Here is a 19,679-nt window from a genome sequence, read left to right on the forward strand (position 1 = left end):
CCGTCGACATTGCTTCAATGACTCATCACCGCGCCTCCGTGAGCTTGCTCACGGAGGCGTTGGTGTTTCTGGCTCCGTATCCTGGTGCGTGGACGCAAGTCCATGTTCCGGGATACGCATTCCTGGCGCTCCACCCAGGCGCGCACCTGCTTCCTGGCGTGAGGGGCTTTTGGCGCGTGCCTCACGTTGGAACAGGGCTTGCCACGGCTCACACCATGTCCCTTTCTCTTCTCCGCTTCTCTCTCATCTTCCTGGGGCTCATGGTGGGCGCCTGCATCGACGTTCCTGAAATCCAGCAGGTTCCGGAAGACACGGACGCAGGGCATGTCGAGCCAGGGGATGCCTCGACGCCCGATTCAGGTACGCCCTTCCTGCAGGTGGCGCTCGTCACATCGAGGACCGCCACGAATGGTTCCCTCGGTGTGTCGGTCGAATTGAATGGACCCATTCCTGAGTTGGTGGAGTTGTTGGTCGATGGCGAGAGCGTGGCGACGCTCCTTCCCCCATACCTGAAGCAGCTGGATACCCAAGGCCTCGCGGAGGGACAACACGTGCTGCACATTCGCGCGACCCTGAGTTCAAAGGTGTTTCTCAGCGCGCCGCAACCGCTCACGGTGGACCGGTCTGCTCCGTCATGGGTTTCGCGCACTCCCTCGACGGGTGCTGCCTGGGTTCCCGTGAGTCACGTGGTCCAGGCCGTTTTCTCGGAGCCGCTGGAGCCGACGACGGTTTCGTCGAACTCCATTCGGATGTTCGGCGGTGCGGACGTCATTGCCGCGGACGTGTCCCTCTCCGCCGATGGGACGACTGTGACCGTGAGTCCGCTTTCGCGGCCTCCGCTGGATGTGCTCGTGAGGGTGACGTTCGCTGACTCGGTGACGGACGTGGCGGGCAACCCGGTGCCGGCCGGGGAGGAGTGGAGTTGGTCCCTGCCTGGCTTCTTGCCGCTGGGAGACTTCTTGTTCACGGAGTCGAGGACAAACACGTCAGCGCTCTATGAGGCGCTCCAGTTGGACAGTGCTGGACGGCCGGTCGTGGCCTGGGTCGATGAACTCCGAAACGGGGTGTACGTGCGCCGGTGGACCGGAGAGACCTGGGAGTTGTTGGGAGCCGGGTTGCGCACGGAATCTCCTTTACAGCTTCCTACGAGCCTTGCCCTCGCATTGGATGCCAACGACGAGCCCGTCGTGGCCTGGAGCGAATTTCATGGCTCGGTGGTTTATGTCCATCGTTGGAACGGAACAGGTTGGGAAGCCATGGGTGCGTCTGTTCCAAGCCCGCTCAATCCCTGGGGTGTCGCCCTGGGAAGGAGCGCGGCAGGGCAGTGGCATCTGGGCTTCGCCTCGGGGAATTTTGAAGGGTCTCAGCTCTTGGTCTGGAGATGGGAGAGCGACCACTGGGCTCAGTTGGGAACGGCGCTCAAGGCGGTCCCGACCGCGTCGATGATTGGGCCGCGCATGGACTTTCGTGGTGCGCAGGGCCCGCTCGTGAAGTGGACCGAGTCGGCCGGTGTCGATGCGCAACAGGGGCACATGCGACGCTGGAAGGAAGGAAGCTGGCAGGTCATTCCGCTGCCTTCCCAGAATCCCGGGGGGGTATGGGGATTGGATGCCTTGGAGCGTCCCCTCAACCTCCTGGCTTCTTCTGGAGATGAGGTCCGACTCCGCGCATGGGATGGATTGGATTGGGTTCAGCTTGGTGCACCGATGGCGGGCCGCTTCGCGGGAGCGACGCAGGTTGCCGCCTTGGGATTGTCCTTGGACCCGGCGGGAAACCCTGTGGCCATGCTGCGAGAGGCGGAAGCCCCAGAGCAGGCAGAGGCGTTTTATGTCCGCCGCTTGCGTGACGGAGCCTGGGAGGATTGGGGAGGGCTGCTCCGACCTCTTCCTGCGGGAGCCCGGAGCAGGTATCCCTTGTTCGCGATCATGCCTTCGGGCCGAGTCCTCATGGTTCGTGCCGAATCCACCGCGCCGAACGCGTGGCCCATCCGGGTCTACATCTCCAACGAGTGAGCTGATCGCCGTTCCTGTGCGGTGACGTGTCCTCCACCGTTCTCCATTGAACGGTGGGCAGGGGGGTGGCGGATCACAGTGGGGTGGGCGCCAGGGGGGATGCGTGCATAGATTGTCCACCGCTGTTCCCCTACACGCGAGGCGCCTGTTCCATGACGCGCACGGCCACCCCCACTTCCGAAGAGCTGGTGCCGGGCACAAGCCCGGACGCGTCCCAGGGGGGACGCAGGCGGGTCCTGGTCGTCGATGACTTCGACGATGCCCGCGAGATGTATGCGGAGTATCTGGAGTTCGTCGGCTTCGAGGTGGATACCGCCAGAGATGGCATGGAGGCGGTGGAGAAGGCCCAGTCGAGCGAGCCGGACATCATCCTCATGGACCTGTCCCTGCCCGTCATGGACGGCTGGGAGGCCACCCGGCGAATCAAACAGGACCTTCGCACTCGCGACATCCCGGTGATGGCCCTGACGGGCCACGTCCTCGCCGGCAACGCGGAGCACGCACGCGAAGCCGGCGCCGACGAGTTCGTCGCCAAGCCGTGCCTGCCCCAGGACCTGGAAAACAAGATCCGCAACATGCTCAAGCCGAGCAAGGCGCGTAAGCGGGAAGGCCAGGAGGGCTGAGTCCCTAGCGAAGGGTGAGTGCCCACCACCTGACACTTCCAAGAGCCCCTCCACAGCGCGGAGCCTCCTTCCACTCAGGGGAGGGTTGCCGTTTCGGGTGGGGATGCATACGCCCTCATGGTGGGAATCCCTGCAGCCTCGCCGCCGCCGGACGCGTGGGCGCCGCCCCTGGAGTTCGACGAGTACCGAATCGTGCGGCCCATCGGTCGAGGGCGGACCGGCCGCGTGTACCTGGCCCAGGACACGCTCCTCGAGCGCCCGGTGGCGGTGAAGTTCATCCCCTCGCTCGGCCCCAATGCCCTGGCCCGCTTCCTCGTCGAGGCCCGCGCCGCCGCGCGCATCCAGCACCCCAATGTCGTCACGCTCTACCGGGTGGGACAGCTCGATGAGCAGCCCTACCTCGTCTCGGAGTTCATCCGGGGCGTGAGCCTGGACCGGCTGGTGAAGCCCCTGCGCTGGGAGCGCGTGCTCACCATCGGCAGGGACCTCGCCCGGGGGCTGAGCGCCGCCCACCGTCGAGGCGTGCTCCACCGGGATATCAAACCCGGCAACGCCGTGCTGACCGAGAGCGGCGCCGTGAAGCTGCTCGACTTCGGGCTCGCCAAGCTCCTGGACAGCGCCGCCGGCACGGAGGACGCCGCGCCTCCCCGGAACGCCCCCCCGCCGGAGCTGCCCGCGGACCTGGACCCGGAGGCCAACCCGCACTTCTCCGCGCGCTCGCTGGACGGCGTCTTCCTGCCCTCGCTGCCGCGGGGCGCGCTGGTGGGCACGCCCTACTACATGTCCCCCGAGGCCTGGGCGGGCGAGGACCTGACGGCGCGCAGCGACGTGTACTCGCTGGGCGTCGTCCTCTACGAGCTGTGCGTCGGCCGCGGGCCCTTCCGCGACGTCGTCTGGCGCGAGCTGCCCCATGTGGTCCGCACCCAGGACGCGCTGCCCCTCGCGACTGTCGCGCCCCACGTCGACGCCGCCTTCGCGGGCGTCATCGACCGGTGCCTGCGTCGCGAGCCCTCCGAGCGCTTCGGCTCCGCCGCGCTGCTGCTGGAGGCGCTCGAGGCCCTGTCGCGCGAGGACGCCCCCACGCACGTGCCCGAGGGCAATCCCTACCGGGGCCTGCGCGCCTTCGAGGCCGAGCACCGCGCCCTCTTCTTCGGCCGTCGCCGCGAGTGCCGTGCCGTCCTGGAGCGGCTGCGCGCCGAGTCCTTCCTGCTCATCACCGGTGACTCCGGCGTGGGCAAGTCCTCCCTCTGTCTGGCCGGCATCCTCCCTTCCGTGGCCGAAGGCGGACTCGAGGACGGGCGGCGCTGGCACTCCGTCCGGCTGGTGCCGGGCCGCAAGCCCGTCGCCGCGCTGGCCGCGGCGCTCGCGCCCCTCCTGTCGGTGGAAGAGGAGCCACTGGCCGAGGCACTCCGCTCGGAGCCCTCCTGCCTGGTGCGCAGGCTCCGGGCCCGCCTGGGCGCGCGCGAGGGCCTGCTCGTCTACGTGGACCAGCTCGAGGAGCTGGCGACCCTGGCCGAGCCGCTCGAAGCGGCGCTGGCGGGTCAGGCCCTGGGCGGACTCGCGGAGGGGGCCAGTGGCGTGCGCCTGCTGGCCTCCAGTCGCAGCGACTTCCTCACCCGGCTCACCTCCGTGCCGGGCCTGGGCGCCGAAGTCCCGCGCGCGCTGTACCTGCTGCGCGCGCTCACCGCCGAGGAGACCCGGGAGGCCGTCACCGGCCCCGCGCGCGTGAAGGGCGTGCGCTTCGAGTCCGAGGCGCTGGTGGACTCGCTCGTCACGGCCGCGGCCGAGGGCGGGCTCCCGCTGCTCCAGTTCGCGCTCGCGGAGCTGTGGGAGGCCCGCGACGCGAAGGCGCAGGTGATTACCCAGGCCGCGCTGGACTCGCTGGGCGGCGTGGCGGGCGCGCTGGCGAAACACGCGGACGCGGCGGTGGAGCGGCTCCTTCCAGACCAGCGCGCGGCGGCGAGAGGCGTGCTGCTGCGGCTCGTCACCGCCGACGGCACCCGCGCGCGCAAGACGGACCGGGAGCTCGCGGGAGAGGACGTGCGCTACCGTGCCGCGCTGGAGGCGCTCGTCCGGGCCCGGCTGCTGGTGGCGCGCGAGGCACCGGAAGGGACGTCCTACGAGCTGGCCCATGAGGCGCTGCTGTCCGGTTGGAACTCGCTGGCGCGCTGGCTCGCGGAGGCGGCCGAGCGCCGGGAGGTGCAGGCCCTGCTGGAGACCGCCGCCGCGCACTGGGAGAAGCTGAACCACTCGCGCGAGCTGCTGTGGGGACCGCGCCAGCTCGCCGAGGCGGCGGTGCTGGACTCGGGAGAGCTGACGCGCCGCGAGCAGGACTTCCTGCGCGCCTCGCGACGCACGCTCGTGCGCAGCCGGGGCATGCGTCATGCGCTGGTCGTGGGCTTCATCCTGTCGCTGGGCCTGGTGTACGGCGGCCTGAAGCTGCGCGAGCGCTGGAGCCTGGAGCGCCAGGTGCGCGCCGAGCTGGACGAGGCGCGCGGCTCCCTGGCGACGGTGGTGGAGACGAAGGACCTGCTCCACTCCGAGCGCGCCGAGGCCTTCCGCCTCTATGGCAGTGGCCAGAAGCCCGACGCGGACCGGCTGTGGAGCAAGAGCGTGGCCCGGGCCGCGCAACTGCGGCACCGCTTCGACGGAGTCTCCGGACGGCTGGAGCGGGCCCTGGCCCTGGCGCCGGAGCGGCAGGACGTGCGCGACGCACTCGCGGACTTCCTCTTCGAGCGGGCCCTGTGGGCCGAGCAGGACGGCGAGGTCGCGGCGCTGCCCACGCTCCTGCAGCGCCTGCGGCTCTATGACTCGCGGGGCGAGCGCTGGAGGCAGTGGACCGCGCCCGCGCGCCTCACGCTGGATGTCGCCGCGCATGACGTGGAGGTGGAGCTGCGTCCGTTGATGCGCGATGCGCTCGGCGACGAGCAGCCGGGCGCGCCGCTGCCGCTGGAGTCGGAGCCGTGGATGGACGTCTCCGTCCCGCCCGGGCCCTACCAGCTCACGCTGCGCGCGCCGGGCCACGAGCCGGTGACGCAGCCCTTGTTGCTGCGGCGTGGGGAGGCGCGACGGATGGAATTGCGGCTGCCGCGCGTGGGCGCGATTCCCACGGGCTTCGTCTTCGTGCCGCCGGGGGAGGTGCGCTTCGGCAGCGCCGCCGATGCGAGCGTCCGCGAGTTCTTCAACGCGGTGCCGCAGCACGCGGTGCAGGTGCCCGGCTTCCTCATCGCGCGCCACGAGGTGACGTATGCCGACTGGCTCGCCTTCCTGGGGTCGATGTCTCCCGAGCTGCGCGCCTCGCACCTGCCCCACGTGGGCACGGGCGGGTATGCGGGACACCTCTCGCTCGACCAGGTGGACGGGGTCTGGCGGCTGCGCTTCCAGCCGGGCAACGCGCCGTACGAGGCGCGCGAGGGTGAGCCCGTGCGCTACGCGAATCGCACCCGGCGGGCAGCGCAGGACTGGCGCCGCTTCCCGGTGAGCGGCATCTCCTTCGCGGACGCGGAGAAGTACGTGTCGTGGCTGTCGTTCAGCGGCCGGGTGCCGGGCGCGAGGCTGTGCTCGGAGCTGGAGTGGGAGCGCGCGGCGCGCGGAGTGGACGGGCGCGAGTTCCCACATGGTGACCGGCTGGGCCCGGACGACGCCAACATCGACGCCACATACGGCAAGCAGCCGGGAGGCTTCGGCCCCGACGAGGTGGGCAGTCACCCCGCGTCGCGCAGTCCCTTCGGCGTGGACGACATGGCCGGCAATGTCTGGGAGTGGACGCGCTCGTGGCTGGAGCCAGGGCGGGCGGTGGCGCGCGGTGGGAGCTTCGCCTTCGCGGCGACCTCGGCGCGCGCGACGAACCGGGAGCTGCCGGAGCCCTCGCTGCGCGACGTGACGATGGGCCTGCGGGTGTGTGCGGACCTGCCCTCGGTGACGCGCTGAGGGATGCTCGGTCGGTTGCCGAGAGAGCACCCCGACTACCGGACGATGGAACCCGCTGACTGTCCAAGCGTGCTTGCACGCCGCCTCCCCGCGGACGATGCGTGTGTCGCGCGGTCATCACTCCGGCTTGCGAGCGGGCAGGCTCCGCCGAACCTTGAGTCCAGTCGGAGTCGGGCGGGTCGGGGAGGTACGGGGCATGGCGGCGTGGCGGATGGTGGGGGCGATGGTCATCGCCTGCGGGCTGGTGGGGTGTGGGAACTCGACGGGAGAAGGAGCGCACGACACGCTGGGAACCCAGGTGGCCGAGCTGTCCTCGCCGAACGGGCGCAACCTGAATGGGCGCAACCTGAACGGGCGCAATCTCAACAGCGCCGAGCTGGGGCAGATGCTGGTGGCGGTGCGCTTCGCGGGGGCGGAGCGCGCGGACCCGGGCGCTTCCTCGCTGACGCGGACGTGGCTGGACGGCAGCGTGTTCCGGGCCGATGCGCAGGACGGCTCGGTGCTGTCCGGGATGGACTTCGTCGGCGCGCGCTTCGTCGGTGAGCTGGGCAGTGGCGACACCGTCGCGCTGCGCGTGGACGACATCCAGCCGGGCGAAAGCGACGACGTCTGGGCCTACCGCGTCTCGTACTACTCGCTGGCGGACAACACATGGAAGCCCGCGTGTCAGGCCGCGGATGGCTCCGCGCTCGGCGCCATTCCGGTAGCGGGGCGCTGGGACTACCGCGAGGGAGTCGCCGGCGGCGGCGCGAAAATCGAGGACACGCAGACCTTCACCTTCGCGTGCGAGGGCGCGGCCATCGCCAAGTGCGTGCGCTTCGGCTACCGCCCGTGGGCCACCACGGCGACGGGGCGCAGCCTGGCGCCGCTGCACCAGGCCTGCACCCGTATGGTGCGCGCGGACTTCTGTGGTGACGGCACCTCGTACACGATGGATGGGAACTGGGTGAACCTGTACGACGCCTCGGGCGTGCAGTCCGATTCCGAGAGCTGGGCCGTGGAGGCGGAGTGGGACGCCGAGGGCGCTCGTTGCCGTGCGCCGACGACTCGGGCGGGTGCGCGGGAAATCACGTGTGGCTCGCGCGCGGCGCCGCCGACGTGTGGCCAGCAGCAGAACTTCCTGCTTGGCACGCTGCTGATGAGCGAAATCCCGCCCGCGGTGACGCAAGGGCCCCTGTAGTCGAGCGCCTGGTGGGCCTGGCTGCCCATCCAGAGCGTAGGCGGGCGGCCTGCCTCTGTCTCCTGGGGCGAGGAGCAGAGGCGGGCGGCTTCCGGCGGCAAGGGGCCGACACCACGTTTAGCCGGCCCGCCGGGGGCAGGGGAGGGACCGGCGGAGGACGGAGACGCGCGGTGAGACGAGCCCAACGGACGAGACGGATGGCGGCTGGCGGGACGTGGGGCCTGCTGCTGGCGGCGGCTTGCGTGGTGGCCGGGTGCAAGAAGGGCTCGCAAGAGCCGGCACCGCCCGCCGAGCCCGTGTTGAACCTGGGGCAGGAGAACGTGGCGCTCGCGGAGCCGAGCGAGCTGCGCTCCGGCCCAGGCATCTCCGGCACGCTGCAAGCCCGCACCGCGGCGGCGGTGCGCGCGCAGGTGGGCGGAACGGTGCTCGATATCAAGGCCCAGCAGGGGCAGGTGGTGAAGAAGGGGCAGGAGCTCGCGCGCATCGACGATGCGACGTTGCGGGACCAGCTCATCGCCACGCGCACGGCCGTCTCGACGGCGCGCAGTGCTTTGCAGGTGGCCGAGGCAGAGCAGGAGCGCAGCGGCAAGCTGGCCAAGGCGGGGGTCATCACCCAGCGCGACTTCGAGCGGGCGCAGTTGTCGGTGGCGCAGGCGAAGGGGCAGCTCGCGGAGGCGCGCTCCCGGCAGTCGCTGGCACAGGAGCAGCTCGGACGCACGCGGGTGGTGGCGCCCTTCGCGGGTGTGGTGAGCGAGCGACAGGCGAACGTGGGCGACGTCGTGCAGTTGGGCTCCCCGCTGTTCACGGTGGTGGACCCGCGCACGCTGCGCCTGGAGGCGTCGGTGCCGGCGGCGAACCTGGACCAGGTGAAGGTCCAGACGCCGGTGGAGTTCAAAGTCACAGGCTACGGAGACAACTCCTTCACCGGTCAGGTGGAGCGCATCAACCCGGTGGTGGACCCGAACACGGGGCAGGTGCGCATCTACGTGGCGATTCCCAACACGGACCTCCATCTCCTCGCGGGCTTGTTCGCCGAGGGGCGCGTGGCCGCGAAGTCCGTGCGCGCGCTGTCCATTCCGCTGGGCGCGGTGGATGACACGGAGGGCAAGCCCGGAGTGATGCGCGTGCGGGACGAGCGCGTGGAGCGCGTGCCCGTCACGCTGGGACTGCGAGACGACGTCGAGCAGCGAGTCGAGGTGCGCCAGGGACTCCAGCAGGGCGACGTGGTGCTGCTCGGCTCCGCGCGCGACGAGGTGACCGAGGGCGCCCGCGTGAAGGTAAGCCCGCCGCGTCCGGGAGAGCAGCCGACCCGAGACGAGGGCCCGGGCGTGGGCGGTGGAGGCACCGAGCCCTCCTCCCGTCAGGGCACCGAAGGCACCTCCGCGCCTGTCCGTCCCGCCCCTTCACCGAGCGAAGCCTCGAAGGGCGCGCCGCCGCCGGCGCCCTGAGCTGCTTGCGTCCCTTCGACTCCTTCCGGGAGAGCCTTCGTGTTCATCTCCGACTTCGCCATCAAGCGTCCCATCGTGACCATCACCGCGATGGTGACCCTGGTCATCTTCGGCATCGTCGCCTTGTGGCAACTGGAGACGGATGAGTTCCCGGACGTCCAGGCGCCGGTCATCGCCGTCAGCATCGTCTATCCAGGCGCCGCGCCGGACACGGTGGAGCGCGAAATCGTCGAGCCGATTGAAGACGCCATCTTCGCCATCAGCGGCGTGGACCCGCAGGAGACGACCGCCACCGCCACCGACGGCCTGGCAACCTTCACGGTGTTCTTCGAGTTCGAGAAGGACATCCAGGAGGCCTCGCAGGACATCCGCGACGCCATCTCCAGCAAGCGGGCCGACCTGCCTCGGGAGATGGAGGAGCCCGTCCTCACGCGGTTCGACCCGGCGGACGCGCCCATCGTCTCGTTGACGCTGACCTCGGAGCGGCTCGACGTGGCCGCGCTGTCTCGCGTGGCGGACCCGCTGGTGGTGGGGGAGCTGCGCTCGGTGCCCGGCGTCGCGCAGGCGGACGTTGTCGGTGGGGTGGAGCGGGAGATGACGGTGCAGCTCAAGCCGGAGGCGCTCCAGGCGGCGCGCATCTCCCTGGCGGAGGTCGTCACGGCGCTCCAGGCGCAGAACCTGGCCGCGCCAGTGGGCCGCATCAACTCGAAGCTCGGAGAGGAGTCCATCCGCCTCAAGGGGCGCCTGGAGAGCCCCGAGGCGTTTCGCGACATGGTGGTCACCACGCGCAACGGCCAGGTCATCCGGCTGGGACAGGTGGCGGACGTCTTCGTGGGCTCCGAGGAGCCTCGCACGCTGGCCCTCTACGACGGTGTGCAGGCGGTGGGCATCGACGTGCTGAAGACGAAGGGCTACAGCACCACCGAGGTGGCGGACGCCGTGCGCGAGCGCGTGTCGGCGCTCCAGCAGAAGCTGCCCGCGGACGTGAAGCTGGCCATCGTCCGCGACGCGGGTGTGCGCGTGGAGAGCGCGGTGGAGAACGTGCAGTCGGCGCTGGTGGAAGGCGCGCTGCTCACCGTGCTGGTGGTGTTCATCTTCCTCAACTCGTGGCGCTCCACCGTCATCACGGGGCTGGCGCTGCCGGTGAGCGCGCTGGCGGCGTTCATCAGCGTCTGGGCCTTCGGCTTCACGCTCAACACGATGTCGCTGCTGGGCCTGACGCTGGCCATCGGCATCCTCATCGACGACGCCATCGTGGTGCGCGAGAACATCGTGCGCCACATCGAGATGGGGAAGGACCACTACACGGCGTCGAAGGAAGGCACGTCGGAGATTGGCCTCGCGGTGTCCGCGACGACGTTCTCCATCGTCGCCGTCTTCGTGCCAGTGGCCTTCATGTACGGCGTGGCCGGCCAGTGGTTCAAGCCCTTCGCCCTCACCATCGCCTGCGCGGTGCTGGTGTCGCTGTTCGTGTCCTTCTCGCTGGACCCGATGCTGAGCGCGTACTGGGCGGACCCGCAGGTGGAGAAGGGCGCGCGGCAGGGCTTCATCTCCCGCGTCCTCTCCCGCTTCAACACGTGGTTCGACCGACAGGCGGACCGCTACAAGGGCGTCATCGCCTGGGCCCTGGACCACCGGTTGGCCATGGTGCTGGTGGCGGTGGGCTCGCTCGTGGGCGCGCTGGTGCTCCAGGGCACGGTGGGCGGCGCGGGCTTCGTGCCCGTGAGCGACCGCTCCGAAGTGGAGCTGCTGGTGGAGACTCCGCCGGGCTCCAGCCTGGAGTACACGCGGCGCAAGGTGGAGGAGGTGACCCGCGTCGCCCGAGCCCACCCGGAGGTCGCCTATACCTACAGCACCATCGGCGTGCCGCTGCCGATGAGCGCGCCCGGCGTGGACCAGGCGCTGGTGTACGTGCGGCTCACGCCCAAGGCGGAGCGCGACGTGAGCCAGGACGCGCTGGGCAGCAGGCTCCGGAAGGAGATGGCGAGCGTGGGCGGCGCGAAGGTGTCTGTCTTCACGTCGGGCTTCGGCGGCGCCATGAAGCAGATTCAGCTGGAGCTGCGCGGGCCCGACCAGAAGATGCTCACCGAACTCGCGCAGCAGGTGCAGCGAGAGATGGAGCAGGTGCCCGGCGCGGTGGACGTGGGGCTCTCCACGCGAGGACAGAAGCCGGAGCTGGAGGTGGACCTGAACCGGGGGCTCGCGGGTCAGCTCGGAGTGACGGTGGGCCAGGTGGCCCAGGTGCTGCGGCCGGCCTTCGCGGGACTGGACGTCGGGGACTGGGTGGACCCGATTGGAGAGACTCGCGACGTCATGGTGCGGCTGGCGCCCGAGGCGCGCGACAACCCGGACGACCTGGCGCGGATTCCGCTCCTGGTGGGCGCGGCGCCGGGAGGCGCGCCTCAGCTCGTGCCGCTCGGACAGGTGGCGGACATCCGTCAGGCGCTCGGCCCCGCGCAAATCACGCACCTCAACCGCGAGCGCGTCATCAACGTGCAGGCGAACGTGCAGGACCGCTCGCTCACGGAGGTGATGCGAGACATCCAGAAGCGGGTGGACACCGTCCAGCTCCCCGCGGGCTACACGCTGACGACGGGCGGCGAGTCCGCGGACCAGGAGGAGGTGTTCTCGCGGGTGTTCCTCGCGCTGGGCGTCGCGGTGCTGTTGATGTACCTCATCCTGGTCATCCAGTTCGGCTCGTTCCTGGACCCGCTGGCCATCCTCCTCTCACTGCCGCTGTCCCTCATCGGCGTGGTGCTGGCGCTGCTCCTCACCGGGGACACGCTCAACATCATGAGCCTCATCGGCGTCATCCTGCTGATGGGCATCGTCGCGAAGAACGCCATCCTGCTCATCGACTTCGCGAAGTGGTCCCACGAGAAGGGCATGCCCTTGCGCGAGGCGCTCATCGAGGCGGGCCGCATCCGCTTGCGCCCCATCATCATGACGACCTTCGCGCTGGTGGCGGGCATGATTCCCGTGGCCATCGGCGCGGGCGAGGGTGGTGACTTCCGCGCGCCGCTGGGCCGCGCGGTGATTGGTGGCACGATTACGTCCACGCTGCTGACGCTGCTGGTGATTCCGACGGTGTACGAAATCCTGGTGGATGGGCGGACGTGGATGGGTCGCAAGCTGCGCAAGGTCTTCCACCGCCGCGCGGGCGGAGGCGGCGAGCCCCGACCCGCGCCCCAGTCCCGACAGAAGTGACACCCGGCCCGCGCGGAGTGTCCGTGTCGCCGCGCGGAGTGTCTTCCTCGGACGGATGTTGAACGTCGGACCGAGAAGCGGGTTGGCGTGTCGCTCGGGGGAACCTAGGGTCGGACGCCATCCGCCATGTCCCGAGCCTTGCTGCCTGAAGACCATCGTCGACTCGTCACCCAAGCCCTGGCCGCACTCGATGTCCGCAACCTGGTCCTGAGCATCCACGACCCCAGCTTCCCCAGTCTTCCGCACGAGGACACGGGACGGGGCTCGCCCTATTCGGAAGGGGCCGCCCGCTTCCTGGAGGCCGCGCACACGCTGGGCTTCACGGGCATCCAGCTGGGCCCGCAGGGCCAGACGTCGGAGTCGAACGCCTCGCCGTATGACGGCACGCTCTTCTCTCGCAACGTGCTCAATGTGGCGCTCGCGGCGCTGGAGGACGAGGCCTGGGGCGCGTTGCTTCCGCGAGGCCGTGTGGCCGCGCTCGTGGAAGGGCGCTCGCGTTCCTCCAGTCCCGGGGAGCGCTATCGGTGGGCCTTCCGCGCGCAGCTCGCGGCGCTCGATGAGGCGTGGACGTCGTTTCGGCTCCAGCGCGCGAGTCCGGGGGCCTCGGCCGCCGTGCGTGAGGTGGCCGAGCGCTTCAACATCTTCCGTCAGCGACACCGGGCGTGGCTGCTGCGTGACTCGCTCTTCGATGTGCTGTGCGCGGAGAAGGGCGTGCCGGATTGGAGGCCGTGGGCCGACTCGTTGGATGGACGGCTGTGGAGTCCTCGTTCGGGAGCCGAAGGTGTCGCCGCCGCGAGGGTGAAGACGCTGGAGGCTCAGTACGCGGAAGAACTGGAGCGCTACGCCTTCTTCCAGTTCCTGGTGCATGCGCAGCATGAAGTCCTGCGGGCTCGCACGACGGGGCTGAAGCTGAAGCTCTACGGTGACCTCCAGATTGGCTTCTCACCGCGCGATGCGTGGGCGTGGCAGGGCTTGTTCTTGCGCACGTACCAGATGGGGGCGCCGCCGAGTCGCACCAACCCGGAGGGCCAGCCGTGGAACTACCCGGTGCTGGACCCGGAGCAGTACTTCATGGAAGGAGGAGAAGGTCCGTCGCTGGGCTTCCGGCCCGGTCCGGTGCTGCGCTTCATGGACGCGCGCATGGACAAGATGCTCGCGGAGTACGACGGGCTGCGGCTGGACCATCCCCATGGACTGGTGTGTCCGTGGGTGTACCGAGCGGGGCAGTGGGACGCGCTGGGAGCGGTGCAGCACGGCGCGCGCCTCTTCTCGTCTCCGGACCTGGAAGACCATCCCGAGCTGGCGCGCTACGCGCTGGTGGCGCCCGAGCAACTGGACCGCTCGCTGCCGAGGTACGCGGATGGCGAGGTGAAGTCGCTCACGCCCGAGCAGGTGCAGCGCTTCAGCGTCCTCTTCGACACGGTGGTCGCGGCGGCGCGGCGCAATGGCCGAGATTTGGGTGATCTGCTGGGCGAGGTGCTGAGCACGCTGCCATATCCGCTGGGCCGGGTGATGGCGCGCTACGGGTTGGGCCGCTTCCGCGTCACGCAGAAGGCGGACCTGGGCAACCCGGCGGACGTGTATCGCAGTGAGAACGTGGCGCCCGAGGACTGGATGATGGTGGGCAACCACGACACGAAGTCGCTGTGGCGACTGGTGGGCGACTGGCAGTGGCGCGGCACGCTGCGGGCGCAGGCGGACTACCTGGCGACGAGGCTGTGTCCCGAGCCCGAGCGACGCGAGGACTTCGCACGAGGACTGGCGACGGACCCGGGGAAGCTCGCGCAGGCGAAGCTGGCGGACCTGTTCGCCAGTCGCGCGCGCAACGTCATGGTGTTCTTCACGGACCTGCTGGGGATACCGGAGACGTACAACGAGCCCGGCACGGTGGATGAGCGCAACTGGTCGCTGCGCGCCCCCACGGACTGGATGCGCGAGTATCGCGAGCGGCTCCAAGGTGACGCCGCGATGAATCTCCCCGGCGTGCTGGCGATGGCGTTGCGAGCCGGTGGTGAGCCCGCGCGGGAGAAACATCGCGAGCTGCTCGCGGGGCTGGACAGGCTCGCGGAGTCACTGAGGGAAGGCCAATAACCTCCCGTTTCCCGCGCCGGAATGAGCGGCGCACAGGGGAAGCAGGCGGACCGCGAAGCGAGGCGAGTCTCCACGCTCGCTTCAGGTCCGCCACCTCGTGGCGCGCTCAGTGCTTCACATCCACCACGAGGCGCGTGGGCTCGCGCAGCTCCAGGACGCGGAACGGCTGGACGCTCTTGTTCCCGAGCACCCACGTCACCTCGCCCTCGAAGTCACAGGTGCGCTCCAGCTCCAGCAGCACGGGCAACGCGGGCTTCAGCTCTCGCGTGGCCACGGTGGGCTGGCCCTGGTCGGTGTGGGCTCGCGCGGGAGTGAAGGTCACCTGGAGCTGGCCCTTGCCCGCGAGCGACGCCGGGTCTCCCGAGCCACACTGCACCACCGGCTCCTTCGCGTACTCCACCTTGTAGCCGGGGAGCTGCGTCCCCTCGAACTCGAACACCACGCGGTCGTAGTCCGGGTGTTCCCCCGCGCGCACCGAGCGCAGCGTGGCTTGCGGCGCATCCTGGCGCTTCATGTCCACCGCACTCGAGGTCCACTCGCGGTTCTTCGGGTCCTCCGGCGTGAACCCACCGCCGTTGGACGGTGCCGGCGGCGGCTTGGACGGCGCTCCCGCCTCGGCACCCGGGGGCGCGTCCGTCGGAGCGGGAAGGTCCTCGTCCTGGGCGCCACCGACGACAGGCACGCTCGGGCTTCCACCCGTCACCACATGCACGGGAGGCTTCGCGGCGGCCTCGCCCTCGCGAGGGAGCGTTCCGGGGGGCGGGCCTGAAGGCAGCGCGGGCGTGTCATCGGGAGCAGGCAGCTCGGCCGCGGGGTGGGGCGCTTCCTCTTTCTTCGAGCATCCGGTGGCCACCAGGCACCCGGCGAGCCACAGCGACGACAGCCAGCGTCCGGCACGCTTCATCGTTCCTCCCCTGTCGGCCCGCAGGGGCCGTGAGGAACTCCCTCTCTCACGAGAGCGCTCGCGGTGCCAGCCTCCCGCCGAGGACACGATGACGAGAAGACGACAGACCCTCCGCCCGAGCACGGCGAAGGGCCCGCGTCACCCGAGGGACTTCAGTCGGCCGAACCCGTCGCGCGCGTCAAGGCACCCAGGTCCGCGTCGCGCAGGAAGTTGACCAGCACCCCGTCAATCTTCCGCGTGCCGTTCTCCACCACGGTGGGCTTCAGGAAGAAGAGGTTGTTCCAGTTGAAGTCATACAGGGCCTGCTCGGCGGCGTCGGACCAGCTCCCGTCCATTCGCCCGTGGTAGTAGCCGAGCTTGCGCAGCACGCGCTTCACGTCCCGCGCCGTGTCGGAGTCCAGCGTCACCCGGTCCGCGGCATACACATCCGCGAGCGTGCCCTGGTAGCGGTTCAGCTCCACGCCCAGCTCCTGCAGCGCCCCGGTGCTGCCGTGGACGACCGCCTCCGCGAGCACATGCGTATAGAAGGCCGTCTCGCTCGAGGTGTTCCAGACGCGGATGACGCCCGAGCGCTCGCCGTTGCGGTCCCCACCCACGCGCGCCCCGGCCTTGAGGGACGCATACAGCCGCTGCGGCAGGCTGCCCCTCGCCCGACGGAAGCCGTCCGCCATGGCTCGACACATGTCGGGCGTGGTCATGTTGTTGGCCTGCACCACGAAGGTGTCGCCGAGGACGGAGCAGGTGTGCGCGCTGTTCTCCGAGCCCGAGCGCTGGCCCACCGTCACCCGGCCATCCGGGTGGAGCTTCACCGCGGCGAGCTGACGGATGGGGGCATAGGGGTCCGCGGCGAGCACCCCGTCGATGGCGGCCTGGGGCGCCTCGCCCGCGTCGATGCGCGCGATGACCGCCTGCGCGTCATCCACCGAGGGCAGCGCCATGGTGGCCACCGCCACGTCCGAGCGCCCGTACGGCACCAGTCCACTCACGCCGCTGGGGAAGGAGATGACGGCCATTCCGCAGGACTGCTCCACCGCGTCACACGCCACGACGGCGCGCGTGCCGAAGATGCTCGGATTGAAGGGACGGTCCGCCGCGGACGCCTGGGTGGAGCCCAACAACAGGGATGCGGCGAGCAGCAGGCCACGCTTGAACGGCTTCATGCACGTACCTCGGGACACAGGGCTCCGCCGGGCCGAGCAAGCGTCGCTCGACACGGAACGAGGCCACTCATGTCTGGGAATGGAGGGTGGGTGTTGCTAGCTCCATGAACGCCATGCGCCTTCGAGACATATCGGGAAGGCTTGGAGGTCCTTTCGCGCCGTCAAACACCGGATTCAGGGTGAGGACCGACGGCCCGAGGAGGGCTGGCCGGCCCGGCTGCCCCGCGCATCCCGCTTCCGGGAAAATTGTAGCCGTGGCACTCCCCCAGAAGTTTCAGACGCGCCCCACAAGGGCCCGGGTGGCGGGTATGGTCCGCGCCCGGCCGCAGCCCGCGTCCTCCCCCTCACGCGCACGAACCGGAGACAGATTCCCCATGGCTCTCGACCTCACCTCCCTCCCACGTCCCTCGCGGGACGACGCCTCCATTGGCACGATGGCGCGGGGCCTCGTTGGCAGCGAGATTCTCCGCATCGCCGCGGAAGTCCGTGAGCTCGTCGCCAAGGGGCGCAAGGTGTGCAACCTCACCGTGGGCGACTTCAGCCCGCGCGAGTTCCCCATCCCCGACGGCCTGCGCCAGGGCATCTCCACCGCGCTCCAGGCGGGCGAGACGAACTATCCGCCCTCCGACGGCGTGCTGGACCTGCGCCAGTCGGTGCAGCGCTTCTACGAGCGCGCCCTGGGCCTGAAGTATCCGCTGGAGGGAATCGTCATCGCGGGCGGCGCCCGGCCCATCATCTACGGCACCTATCGCGCGGTGCTCGACGACGGGGAGACCGTGGTCTACCCGGTGCCGTCGTGGAACAACAACCACTACGTCCACATGATGAACGCCAAGGGCGTCGTCGTGACGACGGACCCGTCGCACGGCTTCATGCCCACGGTGGAGCAGCTCACGCCGCACCTGGGCACCGCGCGCCTGTTGTGCCTGTGCAGCCCGCTCAACCCCACGGGCACGATGATTTCGTCCGACGTGCTGGGCGCCATCTGCGAGCGCGTCGTCGCGGAGAACCGCGAGCGCGAGAAGCAGGGCAGGAAGCCGCTCATCCTGATGTACGACCAGATCTACTGGGTGCTGAGCTTCGGCGCGGTGAAGCACGTGACGCCGGTGGAGCTGGTGCCGGAAGTGGCGCCGTACACCGTGTTCGTGGACGGCATCTCCAAGGCGTTCGCCGCCACGGGCGTGCGCGTGGGCTGGGGCGTGGGCCCGCCGGCCATCATCGCTCGCATGCGGGATGTGCTCGGCCACGTCGGCGCGTGGGCGCCCAAGGCGGAGCAGGTCGCGGTGGCGCGCTACCTGGACGACGTGCCCGCCACCGAGTCCTTCCTGACCGAGATGCGCCAGCGCGTGGACGCGCGCCTGGAGGCGCTGCACACGGGCCTGACGCGCATGCGCGAGGCGGGGCTGCCGGTGCGGCACATCGCGCCGCAGGGCGCCATCTACCTGTCCGTCCAGTTCGACCTGGTGGGCAAGGGCGGCCTGAAGACGAATGACGACATCCGCAAGCTGCTCCTGGAGAAGGCCAGCCTCGCGGTGGTGCCCTTCCAGGCGTTCGGCCTGAGCGAGGACACCGGCTGGTTCCGCCTGTCCGTGGGCGCGACGTCGGTGGCGGAAATCCAGGAGGCCCTGCCCCGCGTGGAGGCCACCCTGCGCGAGGCGCTCGCCGCGAAGTAGCGCCCGACATCGGTGCCGAGCCCCGCGTGACGTCGACGAAATCGACGGGCGCGGGGTTCGGGAATACACGGAAAGGGCTGGAGTTCAGCCGGGTACTTCGTGCCAATGCTCAAGCGATTCGTGGATGTACGTGACGAGGAGGTTCGCGCGGTCCTCGGGTCCTTCGTCTACTTCTTCACGCTGATGTGCGGTTACGCCATCCTCCGTCCCATCCGCAACGAGATGGGGACGGCGGGCAGCGTGAAGGGCCTGCCGTGGCTCTTCACCGCGACGTTCATCGTGATGTTGCTGGCGGTGCCGGCCTTCTCCGCGCTGGTGGCGCGCTGGCCCCGGCGGGTGGTGCTGCCGCGCGTCTACCGCTTCTTCCTGGTCAGCCTGCTCGTCTTCTTCGTGCTGCTGAAGTTCGAGGTGGCGAAGGAGCCGGTGGCGCGGGTCTTCTACATCTGGCTGAGCGTCTACAACCTGTTCGTGGTCTCCATCTTCTGGAGCTTCATGGCGGACGTCTTCGCCGGCGAGCAGGGCAAGCGGCTGTTCGGCTTCATCGCCGCGGGCGGCACCACGGGCATGCTGGTGGGGCCGTTCCTGGTGGGACGCCTGGCGGAGCCGGTGGGGCCGGTGAACCTCATCCTGCTGTCCGCGGTGCTGCTGGAGGTGAGCGCGCAGTGCGTGCGCTGGCTGAGCCGCTGGGCTCGGGACGTCCAGCATCAGCCCGCGTCGTCGGAGGGGCCCGTGGGCGGCGGGGTGCTGGCGGGGCTGCGGCTCCTGGTGGCATCGCCCATCCTGCTCGCGCTCGGGCTCCAGGTGTTGCTCTACGCGGCCACGTCCACCTTCCTGTACTTCCAGGAGGTGAAGATGGTGGCGGAGGTGGGCAAGGACGCGGCCTCGCGCACCGCGCTGTTCGGCGACATCGACTTCTATGTGCAGCTGTTGACGCTGGCGCTCCAGACGCTCGTCACGGGGCGGGTCATCTCGCGGCTGGGCCTGGGCGCGGCGCTGGCGGTGGCGCCGGTGCTCACGGGGCTGGGCTTCCTGGGGCTGGCGGCGATGCCGGTGCTCGGGGTGCTGGTGGTGTTCAAGGCGCTGCGAGGCGCCAGTCACTACGCGCTGGAGCGGCCCTCGCGCGAAATCCTCTTCACCACGGTGGACCGGGAGGCGCGCTACAAGTCCAAGAGCTTCATCGACACGGTGGTGTACCGGGGCAGCGACACGGTGAGCGCGTGGTTGCAGGGTGGGCTCACGGCGCTGGGTCTGGGCATGACGGGGCTGTCATTGGCGGCGGTGCCGCTGGCGGGGCTGTGGCTCGGGGTGTCGCTGTACCTGGGGCGGGAGCAGCGGCGGCTGTCCCGGGAGTCCGAGGGTGCGCTCGTGCCCGTGGCCTCCGATAATGCCGCGGCTCGCTGAAGTGGAGTCCAGGGTCTTCCTCGAAGTGTTTCCTCGTCGCCGCAGGTGGG

11 protein-coding genes are annotated in these 19,679 nt (G+C 69.9%); 9 read left to right on the forward strand and 2 right to left on the reverse strand.

Features of this window, described 5'->3' with window-relative positions:
* Positions 1-215 precede the first annotated feature (215 nt).
* From LZ199_RS11330 to LZ199_RS11360, 7 genes are all read left to right on the forward strand, one after another.
* Positions 216-2,012, forward strand: a complete 1,797-nt coding sequence (locus LZ199_RS11330; protein WP_253993665.1) for an Ig-like domain-containing protein — start codon at positions 216-218, stop codon at positions 2,010-2,012.
* Between the two features lie 152 nt (positions 2,013-2,164).
* Entirely contained in the window at positions 2,165-2,635 is a 471-nt protein-coding gene (locus LZ199_RS11335) for a response regulator (RefSeq protein WP_253993666.1), read from the forward strand.
* Positions 2,636-2,755: 120 nt separating this feature from the next.
* On the forward strand, positions 2,756-6,565 hold the full coding sequence (locus LZ199_RS11340) for an nSTAND1 domain-containing NTPase (protein ID WP_253993818.1): 3,810 nt from the start codon (positions 2,756-2,758) through the stop codon (positions 6,563-6,565).
* A 196-nt stretch (positions 6,566-6,761) separates the two neighbouring features.
* A complete protein-coding gene (locus LZ199_RS11345; protein WP_253993667.1) occupies positions 6,762-7,745 on the forward strand; it encodes an ADYC domain-containing protein in 984 nt (327 codons plus the stop codon).
* Between the two features lie 197 nt (positions 7,746-7,942).
* On the forward strand, positions 7,943-9,193 hold the full coding sequence (locus LZ199_RS11350) for an efflux RND transporter periplasmic adaptor subunit (RefSeq protein WP_253993668.1): 1,251 nt from the start codon (positions 7,943-7,945) through the stop codon (positions 9,191-9,193).
* Between the two features lie 39 nt (positions 9,194-9,232).
* Entirely contained in the window at positions 9,233-12,400 is a 3,168-nt protein-coding gene (locus LZ199_RS11355) for an efflux RND transporter permease subunit (RefSeq protein ID WP_253993669.1), read from the forward strand.
* Between the two features lie 126 nt (positions 12,401-12,526).
* Positions 12,527-14,491, forward strand: coding sequence for a 4-alpha-glucanotransferase (locus LZ199_RS11360; protein WP_253993670.1), 1,965 nt, complete (start codon positions 12,527-12,529; stop codon positions 14,489-14,491).
* Between the two features lie 106 nt (positions 14,492-14,597).
* On the opposite strand, the gene LZ199_RS11365 is transcribed toward LZ199_RS11360, so the two are convergent.
* Complete coding sequence (locus LZ199_RS11365; protein WP_253993671.1) at positions 14,598-15,395, reverse strand: AMIN-like domain-containing (lipo)protein; 798 nt, start codon at positions 15,393-15,395, stop codon at positions 14,598-14,600.
* A gap of 152 nt (positions 15,396-15,547) precedes the next feature.
* A complete protein-coding gene (locus tag LZ199_RS11370) occupies positions 15,548-16,555 on the reverse strand; it encodes a DUF1028 domain-containing protein (RefSeq protein ID WP_253993672.1) in 1,008 nt (335 codons plus the stop codon).
* A gap of 374 nt (positions 16,556-16,929) precedes the next feature.
* Between LZ199_RS11370 and LZ199_RS11375 the strand changes: the two genes are divergently transcribed.
* Entirely contained in the window at positions 16,930-18,228 is a 1,299-nt protein-coding gene (locus tag LZ199_RS11375) for a pyridoxal phosphate-dependent aminotransferase (protein WP_253993673.1), read from the forward strand.
* Between the two features lie 105 nt (positions 18,229-18,333).
* A complete protein-coding gene (locus tag LZ199_RS11380) occupies positions 18,334-19,629 on the forward strand; it encodes an NTP/NDP exchange transporter (RefSeq protein ID WP_253993674.1) in 1,296 nt (431 codons plus the stop codon).
* The last annotated feature ends 50 nt before the right edge of the window (positions 19,630-19,679 follow it).

Source organism: Myxococcus qinghaiensis (assembly GCF_024198215.1).
Taxonomy (GTDB): Bacteria; Myxococcota; Myxococcia; order Myxococcales; family Myxococcaceae; genus Myxococcus; species Myxococcus qinghaiensis.

Excerpts from the sequence above, each read along its gene's own strand:
- LZ199_RS11330 (WP_253993665.1), top strand. The coding sequence starts at position 216 with ATGTCCCTTTCTCTTCTCCGCTTCTCTCTCATCTTCCTGGGGCTCATG.
- LZ199_RS11360 (WP_253993670.1), top strand. The coding sequence starts at position 12,527 with ATGTCCCGAGCCTTGCTGCCTGAAGACCATCGTCGACTCGTCACCCAA.
- LZ199_RS11335 (WP_253993666.1), top strand. The coding sequence starts at position 2,165 with ATGACGCGCACGGCCACCCCCACTTCCGAAGAGCTGGTGCCGGGCACA.
- LZ199_RS11350 (WP_253993668.1), top strand. The coding sequence starts at position 7,943 with ATGGCGGCTGGCGGGACGTGGGGCCTGCTGCTGGCGGCGGCTTGCGTG.
- LZ199_RS11345 (WP_253993667.1), top strand. The coding sequence starts at position 6,762 with ATGGCGGCGTGGCGGATGGTGGGGGCGATGGTCATCGCCTGCGGGCTG.
- LZ199_RS11380 (WP_253993674.1), top strand. The coding sequence starts at position 18,334 with ATGCTCAAGCGATTCGTGGATGTACGTGACGAGGAGGTTCGCGCGGTC.
- LZ199_RS11370 (WP_253993672.1), bottom strand. The coding sequence starts at position 16,555 with ATGAAGCCGTTCAAGCGTGGCCTGCTGCTCGCCGCATCCCTGTTGTTG.
- LZ199_RS11365 (WP_253993671.1), bottom strand. The coding sequence starts at position 15,395 with ATGAAGCGTGCCGGACGCTGGCTGTCGTCGCTGTGGCTCGCCGGGTGC.
- LZ199_RS11375 (WP_253993673.1), top strand. The coding sequence starts at position 16,930 with ATGGCTCTCGACCTCACCTCCCTCCCACGTCCCTCGCGGGACGACGCC.